The sequence below is a fragment of the Alistipes sp. DJF_B185 genome, assembly GCF_964250025.1.
Lineage (GTDB): Bacteria > Bacteroidota > Bacteroidia > Bacteroidales > Rikenellaceae > Alistipes > Alistipes finegoldii.
Map to the genome: position 1 here is coordinate 1 of NZ_CAXUDY010000014.1, position 22522 is coordinate 22522.

General features: G+C 59.6%; 22 protein-coding genes. 6 read left to right on the top strand and 16 right to left on the bottom strand.

Annotated features, from left to right (window positions below):
• Positions 1-274: 274 nt before the first annotated feature.
• From lpxK to ACESTR_RS13200, 3 genes are all read left to right on the top strand, one after another.
• The gene (lpxK, locus tag ACESTR_RS13190) at positions 275-1318 is read left to right on the top strand and encodes a tetraacyldisaccharide 4'-kinase (RefSeq protein WP_009598348.1); all 1044 of its coding nucleotides are present in this window, start codon (positions 275-277) and stop codon (positions 1316-1318) included.
• Positions 1302-2108: a purine-nucleoside phosphorylase gene (locus tag ACESTR_RS13195; protein ID WP_014776029.1), complete on the top strand. Its 807-nt coding sequence runs from the start codon at positions 1302-1304 to the stop codon at positions 2106-2108. Before lpxK ends, ACESTR_RS13195 begins: the two co-directional genes overlap by 17 nt.
• Positions 2109-2326: 218 nt before the next feature.
• Positions 2327-2824 (top strand): single-stranded DNA-binding protein, encoded by a 498-nt coding sequence (locus ACESTR_RS13200; RefSeq protein ID WP_009598352.1) that lies wholly within the window; start codon positions 2327-2329, stop codon positions 2822-2824.
• A 409-nt stretch (positions 2825-3233) separates the two neighbouring features.
• Here the strand turns inward: ACESTR_RS13200 and ACESTR_RS13205 are convergent, their stop codons facing one another.
• The 11 genes from ACESTR_RS13205 to ACESTR_RS13255 form a co-directional block, all read right to left on the bottom strand.
• Positions 3234-3968, bottom strand: a complete 735-nt coding sequence (locus ACESTR_RS13205; protein ID WP_014776030.1) for an SDR family NAD(P)-dependent oxidoreductase — start codon at positions 3966-3968, stop codon at positions 3234-3236.
• A 257-nt stretch (positions 3969-4225) separates the two neighbouring features.
• On the bottom strand, positions 4226-4660 hold the full coding sequence (locus ACESTR_RS13210) for a hypothetical protein (RefSeq protein ID WP_195290171.1): 435 nt from the start codon (positions 4658-4660) through the stop codon (positions 4226-4228).
• 5 nt (positions 4661-4665) lie between these two features.
• The gene (locus tag ACESTR_RS13215) at positions 4666-5103 is read right to left on the bottom strand and encodes a deoxycytidylate deaminase (protein ID WP_278994528.1); all 438 of its coding nucleotides are present in this window, start codon (positions 5101-5103) and stop codon (positions 4666-4668) included.
• 7 nt (positions 5104-5110) lie between these two features.
• Positions 5111-8404, bottom strand: coding sequence for a preprotein translocase subunit SecA (gene secA / locus ACESTR_RS13220; RefSeq protein ID WP_302268751.1), 3294 nt, complete (start codon positions 8402-8404; stop codon positions 5111-5113).
• A 141-nt stretch (positions 8405-8545) separates the two neighbouring features.
• Complete coding sequence (locus ACESTR_RS13225; protein ID WP_302268753.1) at positions 8546-9508, bottom strand: glycosyltransferase; 963 nt, start codon at positions 9506-9508, stop codon at positions 8546-8548.
• A complete protein-coding gene (locus tag ACESTR_RS13230) occupies positions 9505-10479 on the bottom strand; it encodes a glycosyltransferase family 2 protein (RefSeq protein ID WP_373179362.1) in 975 nt (324 codons plus the stop codon). Before ACESTR_RS13230 ends, ACESTR_RS13225 begins: the two co-directional genes overlap by 4 nt.
• 10 nt (positions 10480-10489) lie before the next feature.
• Entirely contained in the window at positions 10490-11449 is a 960-nt protein-coding gene (locus ACESTR_RS13235; protein ID WP_373179363.1) for a DUF2851 family protein, read from the bottom strand.
• A 1-nt stretch (position 11450) separates the two neighbouring features.
• On the bottom strand, positions 11451-11771 hold the full coding sequence (locus ACESTR_RS13240; RefSeq protein ID WP_195290175.1) for a metal-sulfur cluster assembly factor: 321 nt from the start codon (positions 11769-11771) through the stop codon (positions 11451-11453).
• A gap of 127 nt (positions 11772-11898) precedes the next feature.
• Positions 11899-12327 (bottom strand): SufE family protein, encoded by a 429-nt coding sequence (locus ACESTR_RS13245; protein ID WP_009598371.1) that lies wholly within the window; start codon positions 12325-12327, stop codon positions 11899-11901.
• 20 nt (positions 12328-12347) lie between these two features.
• A complete protein-coding gene (locus tag ACESTR_RS13250; RefSeq protein ID WP_302298053.1) occupies positions 12348-13913 on the bottom strand; it encodes an alkaline phosphatase family protein in 1566 nt (521 codons plus the stop codon).
• Between the two features lie 25 nt (positions 13914-13938).
• Complete coding sequence (locus ACESTR_RS13255; RefSeq protein WP_014776036.1) at positions 13939-14904, bottom strand: GSCFA domain-containing protein; 966 nt, start codon at positions 14902-14904, stop codon at positions 13939-13941.
• A gap of 33 nt (positions 14905-14937) precedes the next feature.
• On the opposite strand from ACESTR_RS13255, the gene ispE reads away from it, so the two are divergent.
• A complete protein-coding gene (gene ispE, locus ACESTR_RS13260; protein ID WP_302574656.1) occupies positions 14938-15750 on the top strand; it encodes a 4-(cytidine 5'-diphospho)-2-C-methyl-D-erythritol kinase in 813 nt (270 codons plus the stop codon).
• Positions 15751-16075: 325 nt separating this feature from the next.
• Here the strand turns inward: ispE and ACESTR_RS13265 are convergent, their stop codons facing one another.
• The gene (locus ACESTR_RS13265; RefSeq protein WP_009598346.1) at positions 16076-16531 is read right to left on the bottom strand and encodes an RpiB/LacA/LacB family sugar-phosphate isomerase; all 456 of its coding nucleotides are present in this window, start codon (positions 16529-16531) and stop codon (positions 16076-16078) included.
• A 103-nt stretch (positions 16532-16634) separates the two neighbouring features.
• Here ACESTR_RS13265 and ACESTR_RS13270 point away from each other — a divergent pair, with 103 nt between their 5' ends.
• Positions 16635-17000, top strand: a complete 366-nt coding sequence (locus ACESTR_RS13270; protein ID WP_014776039.1) for a YbaN family protein — start codon at positions 16635-16637, stop codon at positions 16998-17000.
• Between the two features lie 179 nt (positions 17001-17179).
• On the opposite strand, the gene ACESTR_RS13275 is transcribed toward ACESTR_RS13270, so the two are convergent.
• The 3 genes from ACESTR_RS13275 to typA all read right to left on the bottom strand — a co-directional run bounded on the left by ACESTR_RS13275 (position 17180) and on the right by typA (position 20011).
• On the bottom strand, positions 17180-17782 hold the full coding sequence (locus tag ACESTR_RS13275; RefSeq protein WP_022044672.1) for a DUF4377 domain-containing protein: 603 nt from the start codon (positions 17780-17782) through the stop codon (positions 17180-17182).
• Between the two features lie 98 nt (positions 17783-17880).
• Positions 17881-18198 carry a hypothetical protein gene (locus tag ACESTR_RS13280; protein ID WP_009596943.1) on the bottom strand — a complete coding sequence of 106 codons (318 nt, stop codon included), beginning with the start codon at positions 18196-18198 and terminating at the stop codon, positions 17881-17883.
• Positions 18199-18208: 10 nt separating this feature from the next.
• The gene (typA, locus tag ACESTR_RS13285) at positions 18209-20011 is read right to left on the bottom strand and encodes a translational GTPase TypA (protein ID WP_130063857.1); all 1803 of its coding nucleotides are present in this window, start codon (positions 20009-20011) and stop codon (positions 18209-18211) included.
• An 83-nt stretch (positions 20012-20094) separates the two neighbouring features.
• Between typA and aroB the strand changes: the two genes are divergently transcribed.
• Positions 20095-21111, top strand: coding sequence for a 3-dehydroquinate synthase (gene aroB / locus ACESTR_RS13290; protein ID WP_130063859.1), 1017 nt, complete (start codon positions 20095-20097; stop codon positions 21109-21111).
• A 71-nt stretch (positions 21112-21182) separates the two neighbouring features.
• Here aroB and ACESTR_RS13295 read toward each other — a convergent pair whose 3' ends face one another.
• On the bottom strand, positions 21183-22463 hold the full coding sequence (locus ACESTR_RS13295) for a malic enzyme-like NAD(P)-binding protein (protein WP_130063861.1): 1281 nt from the start codon (positions 22461-22463) through the stop codon (positions 21183-21185).
• Positions 22464-22522 lie beyond the last annotated feature (59 nt).

A 22522-nucleotide genomic window follows, 5' to 3' on the forward strand; every position in this document is an offset into this window, starting at 1 on the left:
GCAAACAAATAAGAGTTGTTTGACAGCATGAGAAATATAGTGTATCAAAGCACTTTACCAATTTCTTATCCGTTGCCTATTCTCATGCGAGTTTCTTTTAATCTATTTGTAGTCAATTAAATACCTTCAGACTACATCAAATATATAAAAAAACGACTCTTCCGCCAATTTTATTATTCGTTTGTCAGTGAGGCCTGAGATTTGCTTTTTTTTGTTTTGCGTTCCGAAGATTTATTTCTACCTTTGAAAAATTGTGTAGATAAACAGACCGAAGATGTTGAAATGCCTGCTTGCACCTGCAGCTCTCTTATATAAAGCGGGGGTGACTTTCCGTCACCGCTTGTTCGACTGGGGAGTGCTCAAAAGCGAGAAGTTCGACATCCCGGTCGTCTGCATCGGCAACATCACCGTCGGCGGTACGGGCAAGACCCCGATGGCCGAAATGGTGATCGCCTACATGTCGCAGATGCACAACGTGGCCCTGCTGTCGCGCGGCTACGGTCGCCGCACCAAAGGCTACCGGGAGGTGAAGACCGATTCCCACTACCGCGACGTGGGCGACGAACCGCTTCAGATCAAACTCAAATTTCCCGGCACGGTGGTCGTCGTGTGCGAGAAACGCGCCGAGGGCATCCGCCGCATCCGGGCCGAACACCCCGAAGTAGACCTCATCATCATGGACGACGGCTTCCAGCACCGTTATGTGGAGCCGAAGATCAATATCGTGATGATCGACGCGACGCGCCCCATTCAGCATGACAGGATGCTGCCGCTCGGAACGCTGCGCGACCTGCCCGAAGAGCTGCACCGCGCCCACTATTTCGTGGTCACGAAGTGTCCTGAGAAGATGGCCCCCATCGACCGGCGCATCATGCGCAAGGTGCTGATTCAGGTCGCCTACCAGCGGGTGTATTTCACCCGTTTCGAGAGCTTCATGCCCCAGCCGCTCTATCCCGATGCGGCCCCGGACGAACCGCTTCTGCACGGGCGGCAGGTCATCGCGCTTTCGGGCATCGGCAATCCCAAGCCGTTCCTTGCGACGCTGCGCGAACGCTACGAGGTCGTGCAGGAGATGACGTTGGAGGACCACCATGTTTACAAGGTCCGCGACCTGAACCGGCTTCGGGACCTGCTGGGCCGCTGTCCCGGTGCGGTCATCGTGACGACCGAAAAGGACGCCGTGAAACTGACCAACCGCGCCAAGATCCCCGAAGAGATCCGGCGCAGCATATACTATTTACCGATAAATATTTCATTCATAGAGGATTCGGCTACGGATTTTCTGCAAAAACTAGAAGAAGATGTTAGAGGAAATTAAAAAAACGGCGGCTTTCATCGACGCCGCCACCGACTCTTTCGCTCCCGAAGTGGGCGTCATCCTCGGCACCGGTTTGGGCGGCTTCGCCGATAAGATCGAGACGCGCTTCGCCATCGAATACAAGGATATTCCGGGATTCCCCGTCTCCACGGTCGAAGGACACAAAGGCCGTATGATTTTCGGCATGGTCGAGGGCCGCAGGGTCGTGGCCATGCAGGGCCGTTTCCACTATTACGAAGGCTACGGCATGCAGCAGGTGACGTTCCCGGTGCGCGTCATGCGGCAGCTCGGCATCAAATACCTCTTTGTATCGAACGCTTCGGGCGGCATCAACACCTCGTTCCGCGTCGGCGACCTGATGGTCATCACCGACCATATCAACCTGATGCCCAATCCGCTGATCGGCCCCAACATCGCCGAACTCGGTCCCCGCTTTCCGGATATGCACAACTGCTACGACAAGGAGCTGATCGCCAAGGCGACCGCCATCGCCGAGGAGGAGAATATCAAGCTCCAGTACGGCGTGTATGTGGGCGGCACGGGGCCGACGTTCGAGACGCAGGCCGAATACCGCTATTTCAAGAATATCGGCGGCGATGCGGCCGGCATGTCCACCGTGCCGGAGGTGATCGTGGCGCGCCATATGTCGATCCCGGTCTTCGGCGTTTCGGTCATCACCAACTGCGGACTCTCGGACGAAGTGGGCGACCACGAAGACGTGCAGCGTCAGGGCAAAAAGGCCGGAATCAAGATGGAGGTGCTCTTCAAGCGTATGATAAAAGCGCTTTAGAAGGAATGTCGTTTCGGGCCGTGCCGGTTGTGTTGCGGCGTTGGACGGACTGGCCTTCCGGATTTTTGTCACGGACGTTCGCTGCGGAGTCGTCGGGGAGGGACTTGGATCTTCACCGCTGTATCCCGGCTTTGGCGCCGGGCCGCTCCGCAGAAGTGCCGGATGTGGATTTCTCCCGGTCCGTCGTGTGTTTATTGATAATTTTAATGTTATAGATTATGGTAAATAAGGTAATTTTGATCGGCAACGTCGGTATCGACCCCGAAATCCGGACCACCGAAGGCGGCGTGAAGGTCGCACGTATCCGTCTGGCTACGACCGAACGGTTGTTCGACCGGCAGGCCAACGAGGCCAAGGAGCATACCGAATGGCATACGATCACGCTTTGGCGCGGTCTGGCCGACGTGGTGGACAAGTATGTCCGCAAAGGCACGCAGATTTACGTCGAGGGGCGTCTGCGTACCCGTGAATGGATGGACAAGGACAATAACAAACGCTATACGACCGAGATTCTGGCCGATGTGATGAATCTGCTGGGCCGCCGCAGCGACAACCCGTCGTCCGACGGACAGCAGGGCTATGGATCGCAGCAGGGTTACGGTTCGCAGCAGTCCTCTGCCGGACAGTCTGCAGGCGGCTATCAGCAGCCTGCGGCTCCGAAGCCCGCCCCCGCGCCGTCGATTCCCGCCGACGATCCGGACGACCTGCCGTTCTGATCCGGACGCCCTGTCATTCTGATCCGGATGACCTGCCGTTTTTGAAATATGAAAACAAGACCTCCCGGCTCCGCAGAGACCGGGGGTTCGTTTTATCTGCATCGTCTTGACCGCCGGACCCGTTTGGGCCGGAGGCCGACTTTTGTGTGGAATCTGTTTGTGTGGAATCCGACCTCGGTGAAGAACCGGATTTACGGACCGGATGCACCGATAATTCGGGAGATAGGGGGCTTTTCTTGCTGTTGCCGTTCAGCCGCACCTCCGTTTCGTTTTTATGTGTCGGCCTCGTTGAGAGTTTCTGGCGGCACCTTTTCGAGCCGCATCTGTATCGGATACGGTCTGCCGTCGGTCCGCAGGGGTGTAGCCGCGAACCCTTCATTAAGGGTATCTTATTACGGGTGTTTTGCCGTCAGTCGTTCTTGCGGATGTTGAGCCGCTCCCAAAGCCATTCGGGAATCATCTTCCAGAAGAATACCATGACCGCATAGCGGCGATCGATCACCACGCGGCGGCGCTGCCGCTTCAGGACCTTCATAATCCGTGCGGCGACTTTCCCGACCTGCATCAGCATCGGATAATGCCCGTCGCCGGCCAGCAGGGGCGTGGCCACGAACCCCGGTCGTATGTCCGTAAAGCGGATATTCAGTCTCTCCATATGCGCCAACTGCGACAGTGCGTCGATGTAGGTGTTCTGCATGCGTTTGGTCGCCGAGTAGGCCGGTGCGCTGCCGAGTCCTTTGGTGCCTGCGATCGAACTGATGACGGCCAAATGCCCGCCTCCGTGAGCGCGGAAATAGCCGAAAGCCGCCGTCACCATGCGCACGAATCCTTCGCCGTTGGTGCGCAGGGTGTCGATCTCGATGTCGGGATGCAGCTCGGTGTTGCGTTTCCCGATGCCCGAACAGTGCAGGTAAATGTCCATTCCGCCCAGCTTGTCGATCAGGCGTGACAGATGTTCGGGCGCATCGTCGCGCGTGATATCCAGCGATTCGGTCACGATCAGGTCCGGAGCTTGGGTGCGGAGCTTTTCGAGCGCCTCCTCGCGCCGGCCTGCGGCCCCGATCTGCCAACCCGCCTGAATACAGAGTTTTGCGACTTCGAGTCCGATGCCCGATGTCGCTCCGACGATGACGATGCGTTTCATACCGATGCGGTTTTAGTGGTTTATACCTTAAAAGTAATGATTCTTTCCGGGAAATGCAAATCCCGGTCCGAACATACCGGAAACGCTTGTGGGAATAGTCGTCGGAACATTTGCCGGAATGCCGCTCGAAACGCTTGTCAAGGGGAAGGCCGTTCTCGGAGACATCTGGGACCGTCCGCCGCCCGGCGGAATTACAAAAATAAGGAGTCGCGGGGACTCCTTATATAAAACATGCAGAAAAATTGAACCGTATCCGTTTACTCGCCCGTTTTCATCGCTGCTTCGAGCATAACCTGCCGTTGTGCGGCGCTCATCTTCGATGTCGGCATTCGCAGCAGCATGCAGCTGAAATCATTGTCTTCGCCCGCCGCATAAGCCTGCACGAATTCCCAGCCGCGGCATACCATGTAGTTCAATGCGTCGATGCACGAGTTGAACGTGATCGCACGTCCTCCGGCATCTGTTATGAGACGGTTCTTTTTCGTCATAGGCTGCCCGAAATCGAATGCGACATAAATGCCGTTGCGTCCCGCTCCTTTGTACCCGCTGATTTCGCAGTAGACATATTCGGGAAGTGCGGGCGGTGTCGCGAGCAGCACTTTGCCCACCGCGTCCTGCGCAGGAGCCTGTCCGGCTGCGGGGAGCCAGCAATAGAGGCATGTCAGCAGAATCACCGCCGGCTTCATTCTCATTCCGATTAGTAGTCTTTCACTTCGAGCTGGACGCATTCTATGCCTACTTTGCGCAGCAGATTCAGCCCCTCTTCCGAGCGGTATTCCTCGCAGTACACCACCCGTTTGATACCAGCCTGAATGATCAGCTTCGAACATTCGATGCAGGGGGCGGCGGTGATGTAGAGCGTCGAGCCGTCGCAGTTGTTGGCGCTTTTGGCGACCTTGGTGATGGCGTTGGCTTCGGCGTGGAGGACATAGGATTTGGTGTGGCCGTTTTCATCCTCGCAGATGTTCTCGAAGCCCGAAGGCGTGCCGTTGTAACCGTCGGATATGATCATCTTGTCCTTGACGATCAATGCTCCGACCTTGCGGCGCACGCAGTACGAATTCTCCGCCCAGATGCGCGCCATGCGCAGGTAGCGGATATCCAGCTGACGTTGTTTCTCTTCGTTGTAGCCCATTGCCGGTTTACATTCCTTTGCCGTGGCACTGTTTGTATTTCTTGCCGCTTCCGCAGGGGCAGGGATCGTTGCGGCCCACTTTCTTCTCGACGTGCATCGGCATCGGTTTCTGCTTGTCCTGCTGTCCTGCCTGCGCCGCCGCCTGCATGCGCGAAGCCTGCAGTTTGTTCACGTCCACCTTGGCGCGTTCCTGACGCTGACGCTGTACGGCTTCGGCGTTTTGGTCGCGCACGGGGATATAGGCCTTGTTGAGGATCGCCAGCACGTCGCGGTTGACCTTGACGATCATCTTCGAGAACAGTCCGAACGATTCGAACTTGTAGATCAGCAGCGGGTCTTTCTGCTCGTAGGTGGCGTTCTGCACGCTCTGTCGCAGGTCGTCCATTTCGCGCAGGTGCTCGCGCCATGCGTCGTCGATGGTGGTGAACATCACCACTTTCGAGAATATCTTGTAGATCTCCGCGCCGTCCGTATTCTTGCATTTCAGCAGGTTCACCGGGACGTTGTAGCCCAGATGGCCGTCCGTAATCGGGAAGTAGATGTTCGAATCCAGCTGATCCTTCTTATCCTCGTAGATGCGCTCCATGACGGGGCGTACCGTGTCGGCCACGGCCTTGGCACGGCGTGCATAGGTCTCCTTGAGGTCTTTGACGATCAGCTCCACCAGTTCGGCGGGCTTCGCCGAACCGTAGGTCTCTTCGCTGAACGACGGCTCTACGGCCACTTCGCGGATCAGCTCGAAGCGGAAATCCTCGAACTCGATGCCGCGGTTGGTCTCCACGAAATTGTCGGCGTAGTCGTACATGATGTTGTTGAGGTCGATCTCGATGCGCTCGCCGTAGAGTGCGTGACGGCGGCGGGTGTAGATCACCTCGCGCTGCGAGTTCATCACATCGTCGTATTCCAGCAGACGCTTACGGATGCCGAAGTTGTTCTCCTCGACCTTCTTCTGCGCACGCTCGATGGCGCGCGTCATCATGCCGGCCTGAATCACCTCGCCCTCCTTGAGTCCCATGCGGTCCATCATCGAGGCGATGCGGCCCGAACCGAACAGACGCATCAGGTCGTCTTCGAGCGATACGAAGAACTGCGACGATCCGGGGTCGCCCTGACGTCCGGCGCGTCCGCGCAGCTGGCGGTCCACACGGCGGCTTTCGTGGCGTTCGGTGCCGATGATCGCCAGACCTCCGGCCTGCTTGACTTCGGGCGTGAGCTTGATGTCGGTACCGCGGCCGGCCATGTTGGTCGCAATGGTCACCTGTCCCGAACGTCCGGCCTCGGCCACGACTTGGGCCTCCAGCTGGTGCTGCTTGGCATTCAGAACGTTATGCTTGATGTTGCGGAGCTTGAGCATGCGGCTCAGCAACTCCGAGATCTCGACCGACGTGGTACCCACCAGCACCGGACGGCCCGCTTCGACCAGCTTCACGATCTCTTCGATCACGGCGTTGTATTTCTCGCGCTTGGTCTTGTAGATCAGGTCCTGACGGTCGTCGCGGACCACGGGACGGTTGGTCGGAATCACCACGACGTCGAGTTTGTAGATGCTCCAGAACTCCGAAGCCTCGGTTTCGGCCGTACCGGTCATACCGGCCAGCTTGTGGTACATGCGGAAGTAGTTCTGAAGGGTGATCGTCGCGAATGTCTGCGTCGCGGCTTCGACCTTGACGTGCTCCTTGGCTTCGATCGCCTGATGCAGTCCGTCCGAATAGCGGCGTCCGTCGAGAATACGGCCCGTCTGCTCGTCGACGATCTTCACCTTGTTGTCCATCACCACGTATTCGACATCCTTCTCGAACATGGCGTAGGCCTTGAGCAGCTGATGCACCGTGTGCACGCGCTCCGACTTGATCGAGTAGTCGTTGATCACCTCGTCGCGTTTGCGGGCGCGTTCCTCGGCCGAGAGATCGCTCTTTTCCAGCTCGGCCACTTCCGCACCGATGTCGGGCATCACGAAAAATCCGTCCTCGTTGAAGTATTTCGACAGCACTTCATGGCCTTTGTCCGTCAGTTCCACCGAGTTGAGTTTCTCGTCGATGACGAAGAACAGGTCGTCGGTGATTTCGGGCATGCGGCGGTTGTTGTCCTGCATGTAGGTGTTTTCGGTCTTCTGCATCAGCGCCTTGACGCCCGTTTCCGAGAGGTATTTGATCAGCGGCTTGTATTTGGGCAGACCTTTGTGCACACGGTAGAGTTTCACGCCGCCCTCGTCGTTCTTGCCTTCGGCGATGAGCTGGCGGGCTTCCGCCAGCAGCCCCGTCACGAGGTTCTTCTGCAGGTTGTAGAGGTGGTCGATGGCCGGGCGGTACTGCTCGAACATCTGGTCGTCGCCTTTGGGCACGGGACCCGAAATGATAAGCGGCGTACGTGCGTCGTCGATCAATACGGAGTCCACCTCATCGACGATGGCGAAGTGGTGCTTGCGCTGTACGAGGTCGGCGGGCGACGAAGCCATGTTGTCGCGCAGGTAGTCGAAGCCGTATTCGTTGTTCGTGCCGAAGGTGATGTCGGCCATGTATGCCTTGCGCCGGGCGTCGGAGTTGGGCTGCGTGTCGTCGATGCAGGCCACCGACAGACCGTGGAACTGGTACATCGGCCCCATCCACTCCGAGTCGCGCTTGGCCAGATAGTTATTGACCGTCACGAGGTGCACGCCCTTTTTTGCGAGGGCGTTGAGGAATACGGGGAGCGTCGCCACGAGGGTCTTTCCTTCGCCCGTCGCCATCTCGGCGATCTTGCCTTTGTGGAGCACCACGCCGCCGAACAGCTGTACGTCGTAGTGGATCATGTCCCACTTCACGTCATTGCCGCCGGCCATCCAGTGATTGGCGTATACGGCCTTGTCGCCCTCGATGGTTACGAAATCCTTGGCGGCGGCCAGATCGCGGTCGAAATCGTTGGCCGTGACCACTACCGTCTCGTTCTGGGCGAAGCGGCGCGCCGTGTCCTTCATGATGGCGAACGCTTCGGGCAGTATTTCGTCGAGTTTCTCCTCGATCTTTTCGTCGATGCGTTTGGTCGTCTCGTCGATCTCCTTCGAGACCTTCTCCTTCTCTTCGAGCGACGTCTCGGCCAACTCCAGCTTGGCTTTCAGCTCCACGATGCGGGCTTCGTCGGCTGCGATGAAATCGGCGATCTGCTTCTTCAGCGCTTCGCTTCGGGCGCGCAGTTCGTCGTTGGAAAGGGCTTCTATGGCAGGGTAGACGGCTTTGATCTTTTCGAGATAAGGCTCGATCTGCTTGCGGTCCTTGTCGGCTTTGGAGCCGAAGATGAGTTTGATTAAACTGGCAGCTATATCCATATTCGTTTTCTGATATTTCGGGGTTGTGGTTGTAAATCCTACAAAGATACTTATTTTTCCCGAATGCACAAAAAAATAGGTCCCTATAAAGGGACCCAATGCGGGGTTTCCGCGATTCGGAGCCGCATTCCGGCCGACGGGTCACCGTCTTTTGTGGAGCCGGTAATAGAGGACGAAAAGCGCGGGGGCGCGGTTTATCAGGAAATGGCGGAAGTTGTATTTGCGGAATGCGAGCGGCATGACTCCCCGCTGCCGGGCGTCGCGCAGCATTTCGCGGGCGTTGCCCTGTCTGCCGAGTATCGTCTGTTTGCAGGCGAAAAACATCGTTTTGCCCACGTGCAGCCGCATCAGGCGTGCGCCTTCCGGATCGCCTTCTTCGATACGGGCCGCGAAGTCGGTCAGGCTTTTCATCGCCCGGACAAAGTCCGAGCGGCGCTGCGGATCGTAGCTTCCCATGAATGATCCGTTGTGTTGCAGGTAGTTGTACGCCCGGATCGGGACATATCGGATCCGTTTTGCGAAGTAAATGGCGCGCGGGGTGAACTCTTCGTCCTCGTGCCGCATCGGGAGCATGCCGAGTCCATGCCGTTCGAGCATCGCCCGGTCGTAGACGTAGGCGCAGGCCATGGGCAGGAAGCAGTCCCGACGCAGGAAATCGCGTCCGCTCTGCACCTCCCCGCCGCCGCGTGCGAAAAGCCCGTCGCTCCAGAGCGGAAGGTCGCCGCCGTGTTCGTCGACGCCCGCCATGTCGAAACAGAGCATGTCGAGCCGCTCCCGGTCCATGATCCGTGTCAGCCCTCCGAGTACGCCGGGCGAAAGGTAGTCGTCCGCATCCACGTACATGACATATCTGCCCGCGGCGCGCTCCGTGCCGTAATTCCGGGCCATGCTTACGCCTTCGTTGGGCTTGGCGTGCACTTGGACGTTCGCATGCCCGCGGGCCGCCCGCTGCGCTGCGGCCAACGAACCGTCGGTCGATCCGTCGTCCACTACGATCACTTCGTACTCTTCGGGCGGCAGGTCCTGATCGAGGGCCGAAGCGATACACTTGCCGATCAGCCCTTCGAGGTTGTACAGCGGAATTATGATGCTGATTTTTTTCATGACGCGAGAAGTCGGACGAGGAACAGACGTTTGTGAATCCAGACTCTCCACGACGGATAGAAGAGTCCGCAGGCCATTTTGTACCGGCGCATAAGCTGCCGTTTGAGCAGCTTGGGATCGTGTGAATGCCGGATGCCGGTCTTGTAGAGACGTGTGAGAATGCGGCGGTACGAGGCGAGTTCCCTTTTCTTCACCTCCCCGGTCCGCAGGGAGAAACGGGTGAAGATGCGGGCTTCGTCGTCCGAGAGCCGGACGCCCAGTTTGCGCGCGAGTTGTTCCTGCTGGGTAAGCTGGGCGCTGAGGGTCTGGCGGTCCAGCTGGCGTGTCGAGATTTGGTCTTCCCATCGGCGGTAGAAGGTCAGGTACTCCGGAATGTTGGCCATGCGGAGGTGTTCCGAAAGATCGACCCATAGCTGATAGTCTTCGGCCATACACTCCCGGAAGCGTATGCCGGTCCGTTTGAAAGGTTCGCTGCGCAGCATGACGGACGACATGCCGAACGGGCACCCGAAAAACAGTTGGTACTGGATTTCCTCGTGGGTGAGCGGCACTTGGATTTTCAGTTCGTCATTTCCCCCCCCCCTTGTGCCGAACATCGTGTAGTAACTGCCGCAGATGTCGGTTTGCGGGTGTCGTTCGAAGAAGGCGAGCTGTTTGGCGAAGCGTTCCGGAGAGCAGAGGTCGTCCGCATCCATGAAGGTGATAAATTTTCCGCGGGCGGCGTCCAGCGCCCGATTGCGGGTGCGTGCGGCTCCCGAATTGAGTTCGTTGTGCATCAGTACGATGCGGTCGTCCTTTGCGGCGTAGGCGCGTGCGATCTCGGCCGAAGCGTCGGTCGATGCGTCGTCGATGACGATCAGTTCGAAGTCGCCGACCGTTTGCCGGAGGACGTTCTCGATGCTTTCGCCGACGAATCGCTCCGCATTGTAGAGCGGCATGATGACGCTGATCAGTGGTGTTTGTTTTTGCATGGCTGTAGGGTTAGTTGTTGCCGATTTTCAGATTGTTCAGGATGCGCCGTCCGACGGGGCACTCCGCGCACCGTTTGGCGGCGCAGTATTCCGTCGCCAGCTGCAACAGGGCCTGCGACTCGAAGGCGCTGCGGGGCGTCAGCCCCGCGTCGTGCCAGCCGCGCATGTAACGGTTGTCCTCCGCGGGCAGGCGTTCAAGCAGCGTCAGGGCGCTGTCGCGCAGGGCTTCGCGTCCGGTGTAGCTGCCGTAGGCGAATTGCAGCACCGAGACGAGGTTGATGCCGATGATGTTGGCCTTGAAAGTCCCCAGACGCTTGGGCCTGTCGTCGCCTGAGATTCCCGGAATATGGTGCGTCCGCCAGTAATCCGAGGCTTCGACGCAGAAGAGCCGCCGGATCTCCTCTTCCGTGCGGCAGGCCATGGCGCGCTCCATGACGAATTCGTCCTGAGCGAAGAATTCCGCGGCTTGCGCCAGCCGCAGTACGGGGTGGTTGGCCGGGCGTATGTCGCCCAGCTGCCAAGCTCCGGCCTGCATCGGTTCGATGTCGTATTTGGCCGCCAGATATTCGAAATTGCGGGCGAGGTTGAGCGTGTAGGTGTCGTGCGGATAGAGCGCCAGCAGTCCCGACGCTCCGAAAAGCAGCGATTCGACGGCATGCGGCGCCAGCCGTTCGCGCAGAACGGTTTTGTAGGATACGCGCCGCGCCAGCGTGAGGTAGGCTTCCTGATTCTGACGGTCGCCCAGCGTGCGGAAGTAGAGCAGGTAGAAGGTCTGGTTCCAGTTCTCCGCCGCTTCGTGCCGCAGCGCCTCCACCATGCGCATTTTGCGTTCGAGCCGGTCGAAGAGCAGCGACGTGCATATCTCGCTGCGCTGCAAGGCTGACTGTCCCGCGAGGAATCCGCCGCAGGCGTAAGCCCCGGCTCCGGCCCGAAGCCGGTTCATCGCGCGCTGTTCCCGCTCCGCCGTCATGCTAAAACAGATTGAGCTCCAGCAGTGCCTCTTCCGACATCATGCTTTTGTCCCATACGGGATCGAACGTGAGAATCACGTTCACCGACTTCACGCCTTTGACCTTGGCTACCTGCTGGTTTACGTCTTCGACGAGCATGTCGGCCATCGGGCAGTTGGGCGCGGTGAGCGTCATGCGGATGTTGGCGACGCCGTCGGGCGTGTAGTCGATCTCGTAGATCAGTCCCAGATCGTAGATGTTCACCGGGATTTCGGGATCGTATATGTTCTTGAGCGTAAGGACGATCTCCTTCTCGACCTTCAGTATCTCTTCGGGTGTCATCGTGACATTGAAATTAAGCGTTGAAAACTAAAAACCGCCGGAAACTCTCCCTTCCGGCTTCCCGGTTCCGGCCGATTCGCAGGGCCGGACGCCTCTTCTGCCGAAAGAAACGTTGGTTTCCGATTTTTTATTTTTCGTTCGCACCGTCCTTGCTCGCGAAGGCCAGCGCATAGAGCCGCATCTGCTTGACCATCGACAACAAGCCGTTCGACCGCGTGGGCGAGAGGTTTGCGCTCAGGCCGATGGCGTCGATGAAATAGAGCTCCGTGTCGAGAATCTCCTGCGGCGTGCGTCCGTTCAGCACGCGGATCAGCAGGGCGATGATGCCCTTGGTGATTATGGCGTCGCTGTCTGCGGCGTAATAGACCCGGCCCTGCTCCATGCGGGCGTCCACCCATACGCGCGACTGACACCCCTCGATCAGGTACTGTTCGGTGCGGTGCTCGGCGGGGATGGCCGGCAACGAATCGCTCAGACCGATGAGGTAGTCGTATTTGTCGAGCCAGTCGTCGAATACCGAGAACTCCTCGATGATCTCCTCCTGTATCTTATCCATGTCCGTATATTTTTTAATCCTTAAAAATCGATGATTTCCGGGAGCACTTCGCCCTCCGACGCCGCAGGTTCGGTGATCTCCAGCACCCGCGCCACGGTCGGCGCCACGGCCGTCATGTCCACGCGGCGCTTCACGCGCAGGGGACCGGCTCCGAAGCCGTAAAATACCAGCGGCACCTGCGTGTCGTAGCCGTACATCGAACCCGACGACGATGCGCAGCGGTCGTTCTCCTCGATCCAGCCGGGCATCAGGTTCATGATCACGTCGCCCGAACGCCGGGGATAGAAGCTGTTCTGCATCTTGCGGGCGTAGCCGCTGCCGAAGTAGCTCGTGCGCATGGCCGTGGCCGAGAGGGCGTGCGAGACGCCGCGGAACTGCATGGCGAAGATCGCCACCTCGTTCTGCACGTCGGCCAGATTGAGCCCCCGCTCGTAGATGAGGTTGTGGTTCAGGTAGAGGCATTTGTCTTCGTACTCCAGCACCCAGTTGCCCATGCCGTAGCGGACGTTCAGGAACCCGTTTACGATCACCTCGAACTGCCGGGCGTTGAACCGGTCGGCCTCTTCGCGGCCCGCGTCGTACGAGGGGCTGGTTCCGTGGTCCGACGTGAATACGACGAGCACTTCGCCGTTCTTGACCTGCGCGAATACGAACGTCAAAAAGTCGGCCAGATCGCGGTCGAGCCGGTAATACATGTCCTCCGCCTCGACCGATTCGGGACCGTAGGCTTCGCTGATGCGGCGCGACGAATCGAGACAGATGTTCAGCAGGTCGGGCGTGCCGTCGGTGCCGAGCTTGAGCTGGGCGATGGCCTGCTTGGCGAAGCCGAATACGGCGGTGTTGCCCGCCGGGGTGTAGAGCATCCGGTCGAAATCGGTGGTGAGCTTCAGGCGGCCGCTGCCCGTCTCGTCCTTCTCCTTTTTGTTCTTGCCCGTGAGGATTACGTCCCAGTTGCGGGAGTTGACGTAGCGGCCCTTTTCGTAGAGCGTCCGCCATTCGGGGGCGATGTACGAGAGGTTGTAGCGTTCGCGGTTGCTGCGCGCCACCCATTCGGGAACGTCGGCGGCGTAGTAGGGCGAGGTGGTCCAGCCGCAGCGCGCCGAGTCGAGCCAGAAGACCTCGCCGCCGCGTCCGCCCAAGACGATCGCCGACGTGGCTTCGGCCGCCACGGTGACGGCCTTGCTGCCGGGTTCGTGCTGCAGGAGCGCTTCGGAGAGCGTCGGGGCGATCAGGTTGTAGGGGCCTGCGCCGTTGCGTCCGGCGATCAGTTCCACGGCCTCGTTGGCGACGTAGTCGCGCCACCGCGAGCCGATGACCCCGTGTGTCGAGGGCATCGCGCCCGTCGATAACGTGGCCAGCGACACGGGCGTCGTGGTCTGCTGGTAGTCGTAACGGCTGTCGGCGAAGACCGTGCCGCCGTCGATCAGGCGCCGGAGTCCTCCTTCGCCGTAATTGTCGGCGTAACGCGAGAGATCCTCGGCGCGCATCGAGCCGACGACGATATTAACGACCAGCCGGGGCCGTGCGGCCGAGACTTCGAGGGCCGCGAAGGCGGCTATGGCGAGTAAAATGATTTTGTGCTTCATGGTGTGCGAATGATAGACCGCAAATTTACGAATTTATTTCGATACATCGGCGGAAATATTCCGCTTCGGTCCGAAAATCGATCTGCGGCAGCGCCGCGATCTCTTCGAGCCTGCGGCGGCAGAACTCGCGGTAGGTTGCGCTCTGCGGGTTGCGGGGCCGGTGCGCCGCGGCCACGACGATATGGCGGACGTCGGGCAGCAGACGCCGGGCCTGCTCCGAGAGAACCGTCGCCGAGAACTTCTCCCAGACGTATTCCACGGCCTGCGGAGACGGATGCACCAGATCGTCGGCGTAGAACCGGTAGTCGCGCAGGTCGTCGTTGAGGATTTCGTATGCGGGGAAATAGTGAACGTCGGGAAAACGCTCCGCCAGCTCTTCGGCGGCCAGACGGAGCGCGGCTTTGCTCACGGCGTTGCCCGCCAGTGAGTCGCCGAGATGCCGCACGGGGCTGACCGTAAGGATCACCTCCCTGCCGCCGAGCGGACCTGCCATGAGGTCTGCGAAAGCGGTGACGATCTCGTCCACGCCCAGCCTGCGCCGCGTGAACTCCGCGGCGGGCCGGCGGTGGCAGTTGGCGACCACCGCGCCGTCGTGTTCGTAGACCCACGCCGTGCCGAAGGTCAGCACGATCCGGTCGGCCGCGCGCAGCGCTTCGGCTCCGCTCTTCCGGGCGGCGTTCATCGCCGCGAGGGCTTGGTCCGCTTCCGGGGCGGAAAAAGAGCCGTGGAACCCGTAATGGAACCACAATTCGCCGTCGAATCCCAATTCCGAATGTCGTACGGGCTTCTCCCCTGCGTAGCTGCGCAGCGCGGCGGCGATGGAGAGCGGGTTGAACAGAATGCCCGAAGGATTGGCCGTGACGCGGAATTTTGCCTGTGCCAGCCGCCCGGCGATGTGTTCCGCGAAACAGGAGCCGAGGGCCAGTATGCGGTTCTCGTAGCCTATCTTCGTTCCAAGGGGTGCAATTTCGATTTCGGTGCGGAATTTCATACTGCAAAAGTACAAATTTTATATCTTTGCCGTATGATCTTACGGGCAAACTGCAAAATAAATCTGGGGCTGGATATCCTGCGCCGCCGTGCGGACGGTTATCACGACCTCGAAACGGTGATGTTGCCCGTGCGCGGACTTTACGACGAAGTCGAGGTCGTGCGCACGGCCGGGGCGGGCGTGGATTTCCGTGCCGAAGGGCTGGCGGTGGACTGCGAACCCGAACAGAATATCTGTATCAAGGCTTTCCGGCTGATGCACGACCGTTACGGCGTGGACGGCGTCTCGATCCGGCTCGACAAGCGGGTGCCGTTCGGCGCCGGGCTGGGCGGCGGTTCGTCCGACGGCACGGCGGTTCTGCTGGCTCTCGACCGGCTTTTCGACCTGCACCTGTCCGAAGCGGAGCTGATCGCCCGCGCCGCCGAGCTGGGCAGTGATACGCCGTTCTTCGTGCGCAACACCCCGCAGTTCTGCACCGGACGGGGCGAGATCATGTCGCCCTTTCCGCTCAGCCTTGGGGGGCTGACCCTCGTGATCGTGAAGCCGGACGAGGGGGTCTCTACGCGCGAAGCCTATGCCGGCGTGCGGCCCCGGGTGCCCTCAGTGCCGCTTGCCGAGCGCCTGCGGCGTCCCGTCGCGGAGTGGCAGGAGGTCGTGACCAACGATTTCGAACCGCATATCTTCGCCGCGCATCCCGCCATCCGCGCATCCAAGCGGAACTTACTCGATGCTGGTGCCCTTTACGCTTCGATGTCGGGCAGCGGCTCTGCAGTTTTCGGGCTGTTCGACCGTCCCGAAAAAGCAGAGAGCTTGCGGTCGCAGACTCCCTTCATCTTTTCGTTGTAGGCGTTGCCCGGTCTTGGGCGGATGTGATTCCGGCGCTTGCCGGTGCGTTGCCCGGCTGGCCGTGCGCGCAGGCGGCGTCCGGTTTTCACCCTGCTTTTGCCGGAACGTTTGCCGCGTTTGCGGATCGTTGTATCCGTCGATCCGTACCTGCTGCATTCGCTGTCCGCGCATCGCATCTGTTCTGTCTGCGTGGCCTTTGCCCCTATCGCATCCGCTGTCCAGCGCGCCTGTCCGGATTGCATCTATGGTTGCGCGCATGGCACTTGTCCGCATCGCATCTGTGCTGCCCGCATTCGTTTCTGATCCGCAGGCGTTTCCCGATCGGCTATTTTTCAGCCGCGCCGCCGCAGGGTACGGCCATCTTCTCGATGCGGTGCTGGTGGCGTCCGCCTTCGAACTGCGCCGCGAAGTAGGCGTCGAGCATCGCCACGGCCTCGTCGTTGGTGATGAAGCGGGCCGGGAAGACGATAATGTTGGCGTTGTTGTGACGGCGGATGAGCGATGCGATCTCCGGTTCCCACGCCAGTCCGGCGCGGATGCCCTGATGTTTGTTGAGGGTCATGGTCATCCCTTCGCCCGAACCGCAGAGGGCGATGCCGCATTCGAATTCGCCTTTCTCGACCGCTTCGGCCAGCGGGTGTGCGTAGTCGGCATAATCGACGCTTTCGGGGGAGCCGGGGCCGAAGTCGTGGACGTCGTAACCCATGGCCGAGAGGTAGCCCACCAGAAATTCTTTCATTTCGTAGCCGGCGTGATCGCTGGCGATACCTATTTTAGTCATCGTATTTTTGTTTTTGTGTTGTTTTTAGGTTCTGTCATACAAAGATAGGCAAAAATAACGGTCGCCGCTCTTCCGGGTTCCGAATTTATGCTATTTTTGCTCCATGAAATTTTTCCTCGCCGCCTTGGGGTGTCTGTCGTTCGTGCTGGGTGTCGTCGGTATTTTCGTGCCGCTGCTCCCGACTACGCCGTTTCTGCTGCTCTCCGCCGCATTGTGGGTCCGCTCTTCGCCCCGGCTTTACGATTGGCTGTTGGCGCACCCCTGTCTGGGCGGGTATGTCCGCAACTTCCGCGAAAATCGCGCCATACCGCTTCGCGCCAAGATCGTTTCGCTCACGCTGATGTGGGGAACGATGCTCTACTGCGTTTTTGCGCCGCTCTCCGGATGGTGGTGGGCGCAGGCCGCGCTGCTCGCCGTCGCCGTGGGCGTTACTTGGCATATTCTTTCGTTTGCGACGCTGAAGAAATGAGGCTTGAAGGGAATGTCGGACGGATAATGTCGGATGAATGGCGCCGGACGGATGGCGCCGGGCAATAAGCGTCGGATGAATAACGCCGGACGAATGGCGCGGATGAAAACCGCCCGGCGTCCGGATAGTAAAAACCGGCCCCTCGTAAGAAGGGCCGGTTCTTAGGTATCTCTGCCGGTTTACTCCTGCGCCGGCTGTTTGTCCAGCATTTCGAGCACCGAATACTGTACCGTGTAGTATCCTTCGTCCACTCCGACGACCGAGGTGCCGACTTTCAGCTTGTAGCTGTAGCCCTGTTCGTAGTCGAATCCCTCGATCCGGAACGGCCACCGCTGCCAGTCGTTCAGGCCGACTTCGGGGAAACGGACGCTGAGGTACAATTCGCCGTAGTAACTGACGGGTTCGGGGGCTACCTCCATCGTGAACGTGGGGTAGTAGCTGTCGGGAATATTGGACCGCGCCGGGGTTTTCGAGATCAGTTCCAGCAGCGAGTACCGTACGGACGATGCGTCCTGCGGCGGTTCGGCCAGCTGCTTGGCCTTGATGCGGAGTTTGTATTCGTATCCGGGTTCGTAGTCGAATCCCTCGATGCCCTCGTATACGGCGCGCCACGAGGTGTCGTCGTTGGCTTTGACGAGCAGCACGGGCTGCAGCGTGTGGAACCCGTGGGAGATGCCCAGCTGGGATGCGACGGTCCACTCCCGAACCGTATAATCGTCGTTCTTGTCGCATGCGCCGAGCGCAAAGGCGGAGATGAAGAGCAGTATGATGTATTTTCTCATGGTTTTCCGTGTCGTTTCATCTGTATAAACGGAGACAACCGCCTGATACTGCATGGGATATATGCAAAAAACGGACAAGTGTCCGTTTTTTGCATCTTTTACCCCAAATAGCGTTCCGCCACGCCGATCAGGAAACCGAACAGCAGGCCGTTGAACACCACGACCGGGATCGCCTTGCGGTCCTTGCCCGAAAAGGTGAACAGCACCGGAATCATCAGCATCAGCGTGACGGCCATGCCGTCGGCCCACCACGGCAGGTAGGGCAGGTCGCTGTAGAAGACGATGACCGCGGCGAAGAAGTAGATGAAGAACGCCGAGAAACACGACCGTGCCGACAGATTCTGGAAAATCATCGGAATCACGTCGAGCGCTCCGGCCACGGCGCCTACCGCCAGCGAAAGGGTGAAGTGGTCCATATCCCGGAGTTTATTTCGATGCCCGTTTGCGGTCCACCTCGTGCAGCAGGATCTTGCGCAGACGCATCGAATGGGGCGTCACTTCGACGTATTCGTCGGCCTGAATGTATTCGAGCGCCTCTTCGAGCGAGAAGATCTTGGGCGGGGCGATCGAGGTTTTCTCGTCCGAACCCGACGCGCGCATGTTGGTCAGCTGCTTGGCTTTGGTGACGTTTACCGTGATGTCGTTCTGGCGCGTGTGCTCGCCGATCACCTGACCTTCGTACACCTGCTCCATCGGGCTGATGAAGAAGCGTCCGCGGTCCTGCAGCTTGTCGATCGAGTAGGCGTAGGCCGTGCCGGTCTCGCCCGAAATGATCGAGCCGTTGACGCGCATTTCGATATCGCCGACCCACGGTTCGAAGCCTTTCAGCCGGTGGGTCATGATGGCTTCGCCGGCCGTCGCCGTCAGCATGTTCGACCGCAGGCCGATGATGCCGCGCGAGGGGATGCTGAATTCCAGCCGCGTGCGGTCGCCGTTCGACGCCATGTTCGTCAGCGTGCCTTTGCGTTTGGTCGCCAGCTCGATGACCGTTCCCGAATACTCTTCGGGGCAGTCCACGGTCAGCTCCTCGATCGGTTCGCATTTTTTGCCGTCGATCTCCTTGACGATTACGCGGGGCTGGCCCACCTGCAGCTCGTAACCCTCGCGGCGCATGGTTTCGATCAGCACCGAGAGGTGCAGCACGCCGCGGCCGAAGACGTTGAAGCTGTCGGCCGAGGGGCCGGGAGTCACGCGCAGGGCGAGGTTCTTCTCCAGTTCGCGGTCGAGACGCTCTTTGATGTGGCGCGAGGTGACGTATTTGCCGTCCTTGCCGAAGAAGGGCGAGTTGTTGATCGTGAAGAGCATCGACATCGTCGGTTCGTCGATGGCGATGGGGGGCAGCGGTTCGGGATTCTCGTAGTCGCAGATAGTGTCGCCGATCTCGAATCCCTCGATGCCCATCAGGGCGCAGATTTCGCCGCAGGGTACTTCGTCCGCCTTCTTCTTGCCGAGACCTTCGAAGACCATCAGGTCCTTGATCTTGGTCTTCTGCATCGTCACGCCGTCGCGCTTGGCCAGCGTGACGTTCTGGCCCGCCTTGAGCGAGCCGCGCGTCACCTTGCCCACGGCGATACGGCCCGTGTAGGAGGAGTATTCGAGCGACGTGATGAGCATTTGGGGCGTTCCCTCGACGATCTTCGGTTCGGGAATCTCGTCGATGATGGCGTCGAGCAGCGGAACGATCGAGTCGGTCGGCTCGTTCCACCTGTGCGACATCCAGCCCTGCTTGGCCGAGCCGTAGATGGTCTTGTAGTCGAGCTGCTCCTCGGTGGCGTCGAGCGAAAACATAAGGTCGAAAACCTGTTCGTTCACCACTTCGGGGCGGCAGTTGGGCTTATCGACCTTGTTCACGACGACGATGGGTTTCTTGCCCAGCGCCAGCGCTTTCTGCAGTACGAAGCGCGTCTGGGGCATGGTGCCTTCGAACGCATCGACCAGCAGCAGCACGCCGTCGCACATGTTCAGGACGCGCTCCACCTCGCCGCCGAAGTCGGCGTGGCCCGGAGTGTCGATGATGTTGATCTTATAATCCTTGTAAATTACCGAGACGTTTTTCGAGAGAATCGTGATTCCGCGTTCACGCTCAAGGTCGTTGTTGTCGAGGATCAGCTCTCCGGATTGTTTGGCGTTGTCGCGCAGAATGTTGCCGGCGAGGATCATTTTATCGACGAGCGTGGTCTTGCCGTGGTCCACGTGTGCAATAATTGCGATATTGCGTAGTTTTTGCATGTGAATAGATTTTGTGGTGCAAAGGTAACAATTTCTCCGGAAAATGTACTAAATTTGTTGGCTTCTTAAAAAAGTTAAAGATCATGAAACCCACCTTCAACGTTCGGGAACAAAGCGAGATTTACATCGGTCCCACGGCCGACATCCTCTCCGGGGTGCTGCCTGAGGGGCGCGTGATCGTCGTTTCCGACGCTACGATCGACCGCCTTTACCATCCGCTGCTGGCGCCGTACGACACGGTGCTCATCGGTGCGGGCGAAAGCATAAAGACCCTGCAGACCGTGGAATCCATCTACCGGCGTTTTATCGAGCTGGGCGCGGACCGCTCCACGTTCGTGCTCGCCGTTGGAGGCGGCATCGTGACCGACGTGGCGGGTTTCGCCGCGGCGACTTACATGCGCGGACTGTCGTTCGGATTCGTCTCGACCACCCTGCTGGGGCAGGTGGACGCCAGCGTGGGCGGCAAGAACGGCGTGAATGTGGACGGGTACAAGAATATGGCCGGAACCTTCAAACAGCCGCGCTTCGTGATCTGCGATCCCGAAATGCTGCGCACGCTCTCCGACCGGGAGTTCCGCACGGGGCTTGCCGAGGTCGTCAAGGCGGCCGTCATCGCCGACGCCGATCTTTTCACCCGGATCGAAAACGTCTCTTTCGAGGCCCTGCGCACCGATACCGACCTGCTTACGGACGCTATTTCCGCCGCGGTCCGCGTCAAGGCCGATATTGTCGAACGCGACGAGCACGAGACGGGCGACCGCCGCAAGCTCAACTTGGGGCATACGCTGGCCCACGCCATCGAGAAGTGCTCGAACCGGATGAATCACGGCGAAGCGGTGGCCGTCGGCACGGCCCTGATCGCCGACGCTGCGGTGAAGCTGGGCGTTCTGCTGCCTGCCGACCGCGACCGGATCGTGAACGTGCTGGAGAAGCTGGGTTTCGACCTCACGCCGCCTGTCGATGTGAAACGCCTGCTCAAAGAGGTGGGCAAGGACAAGAAGAGCGAGGACGGCATGCTGCGCATCGTGCTGCCCGTGGGAATCGGCGACTGCGAGGTGCGCCCGATGCCGATTGCCGATTTCGCCGCGCTCTTTGCGTAGGGCATACGACGCATATCCATAAACAGAAAGACCCCGCTCGACGGCGGGGTCTTTTCTATGTACTACTATCGTTAAATCTCGGTCATGGTCCTCAGCTTTTCGATGTAGGCGTCCCAGTCCGTGATGGGCTGCCGGGCTACGCCCGATTCGATCGCGGCGCGTGCCACGGCGGGCGTCACGGTGCAGAGCAGACGCGGGTCGAGCAGCTTGGGAATGAGGTAGCCGCGGCCGAATTCCAGTTTGCCCAGCGCATAGGCGCGCAGCACCATGCTCGGTACAGGCTCCTGCGCCAGTTCGGCCAAGGCGCGTGCCGCGGCGAGCTTCATCGCTTCGTTGATCTTCGTGGCCCGCACGTCGAGCGCCCCGCGGAAAATGTAGGGGAAGCCCAGCACGTTGTTTACCTGATTGGGATAGTCCGAGCGGCCCGTCGCAAAAATGATGTCGGGACGCGAAACGACGGCTTTGTCGTAGGCGATCTCCGGATCGGGATTGGCCAGCGCCATGACGATCGGATTGGTCGCCATCGTGCGCAGCATTTCGGGGGTCAGCACGTCGGCCTTGGATACGCCGAGGAATACGTCGGCGTCGTGTATGGCTTCGGCGAGGGTGGTGATGCGGCGGGTGGTGGCGAATTCGCGTTTTATTTCGTTGATGTCCGTGCGGTAGGTGGTGACCACGCCCTGACTGTCGCAGAAAATCATGTTTTCGCGGCGGACGCCCACGGCGATGAAGAGCCGCGCGCAGGCGATGGCCGCCGCACCGGCGCCGTTCACTACGACGCGGAGTTTGTCGAGCGCTTTGCCGGCGATTTTCGCCGCATTGAGCAGCGCGGCCGTCGAAATCACGGCCGTGCCGTGCTGGTCGTCGTGCATCACGGGGATGTCCAGCTCTTCGCTCAGCCTGCGGTCGATTTCGAAGCACTCCGGAGCCTTGATGTCTTCGAGGTTGATGCCGCCGAAGGTCGGGGCGATGGCCTTGACCGTGCGGATGAACGCTTCGGGGTCGGTCTCATCGACTTCGATGTCGAAAGCGTCGATGTCTGCGAACGTCTTGAACAACATGCTTTTGCCTTCCATCACGGGCTTGCCTGCCAGAGCGCCGATATTACCCAGTCCGAGGACGGCGGTGCCGTTCGAAATGACTGCTATCAGATTGCCTTTGTTGGTGTAGCGATACACGTCGTCGGGATTGGCCTCGATGGCGCGGCACGGGGCTGCGACGCCGGGCGAATAGGCCAGTGACAAGTCATGCTGCGTGTGATAGGGCTTCGTCGGTACGACCGCTATCTTCCCCGGACGGCCCTCACTATGATAGCGAAGCGCCGCCTGATCCATTTTGTTACCTTTGCTCATTATCCTAACTGTTTTGTTTGCGTCTAAAAGACACAACGTTAAATAACCTGCAATTATTG

Coding starts and splice junctions, on each gene's coding strand:
- lpxK (WP_009598348.1), top strand. CDS start 275: ATGTTGAAATGCCTGCTTGCACCTGCAGCTCTCTTATATAAAGCGGGG.
- ACESTR_RS13195 (WP_014776029.1), top strand. CDS start 1,302: ATGTTAGAGGAAATTAAAAAAACGGCGGCTTTCATCGACGCCGCCACC.
- ACESTR_RS13200 (WP_009598352.1), top strand. CDS start 2,327: ATGGTAAATAAGGTAATTTTGATCGGCAACGTCGGTATCGACCCCGAA.
- ACESTR_RS13205 (WP_014776030.1), bottom strand. CDS start 3,968: ATGAAACGCATCGTCATCGTCGGAGCGACATCGGGCATCGGACTCGAA.
- ACESTR_RS13210 (WP_195290171.1), bottom strand. CDS start 4,660: ATGAGAATGAAGCCGGCGGTGATTCTGCTGACATGCCTCTATTGCTGG.
- ACESTR_RS13215 (WP_278994528.1), bottom strand. CDS start 5,103: ATGGGCTACAACGAAGAGAAACAACGTCAGCTGGATATCCGCTACCTG.
- secA (WP_302268751.1), bottom strand. CDS start 8,404: ATGGATATAGCTGCCAGTTTAATCAAACTCATCTTCGGCTCCAAAGCC.
- ACESTR_RS13225 (WP_302268753.1), bottom strand. CDS start 9,508: ATGAAAAAAATCAGCATCATAATTCCGCTGTACAACCTCGAAGGGCTG.
- ACESTR_RS13230 (WP_373179362.1), bottom strand. CDS start 10,479: ATGCAAAAACAAACACCACTGATCAGCGTCATCATGCCGCTCTACAAT.
- ACESTR_RS13235 (WP_373179363.1), bottom strand. CDS start 11,449: ATGACGGCGGAGCGGGAACAGCGCGCGATGAACCGGCTTCGGGCCGGA.
- ACESTR_RS13240 (WP_195290175.1), bottom strand. CDS start 11,771: ATGACACCCGAAGAGATACTGAAGGTCGAGAAGGAGATCGTCCTTACG.
- ACESTR_RS13245 (WP_009598371.1), bottom strand. CDS start 12,327: ATGGATAAGATACAGGAGGAGATCATCGAGGAGTTCTCGGTATTCGAC.
- ACESTR_RS13250 (WP_302298053.1), bottom strand. CDS start 13,913: ATGAAGCACAAAATCATTTTACTCGCCATAGCCGCCTTCGCGGCCCTC.
- ACESTR_RS13255 (WP_014776036.1), bottom strand. CDS start 14,904: ATGAAATTCCGCACCGAAATCGAAATTGCACCCCTTGGAACGAAGATA.
- ispE (WP_302574656.1), top strand. CDS start 14,938: ATGATCTTACGGGCAAACTGCAAAATAAATCTGGGGCTGGATATCCTG.
- ACESTR_RS13265 (WP_009598346.1), bottom strand. CDS start 16,531: ATGACTAAAATAGGTATCGCCAGCGATCACGCCGGCTACGAAATGAAA.
- ACESTR_RS13270 (WP_014776039.1), top strand. CDS start 16,635: ATGAAATTTTTCCTCGCCGCCTTGGGGTGTCTGTCGTTCGTGCTGGGT.
- ACESTR_RS13275 (WP_022044672.1), bottom strand. CDS start 17,782: ATGAGAAAATACATCATACTGCTCTTCATCTCCGCCTTTGCGCTCGGC.
- ACESTR_RS13280 (WP_009596943.1), bottom strand. CDS start 18,198: ATGGACCACTTCACCCTTTCGCTGGCGGTAGGCGCCGTGGCCGGAGCG.
- typA (WP_130063857.1), bottom strand. CDS start 20,011: ATGCAAAAACTACGCAATATCGCAATTATTGCACACGTGGACCACGGC.
- aroB (WP_130063859.1), top strand. CDS start 20,095: ATGAAACCCACCTTCAACGTTCGGGAACAAAGCGAGATTTACATCGGT.
- ACESTR_RS13295 (WP_130063861.1), bottom strand. CDS start 22,463: ATGAGCAAAGGTAACAAAATGGATCAGGCGGCGCTTCGCTATCATAGT.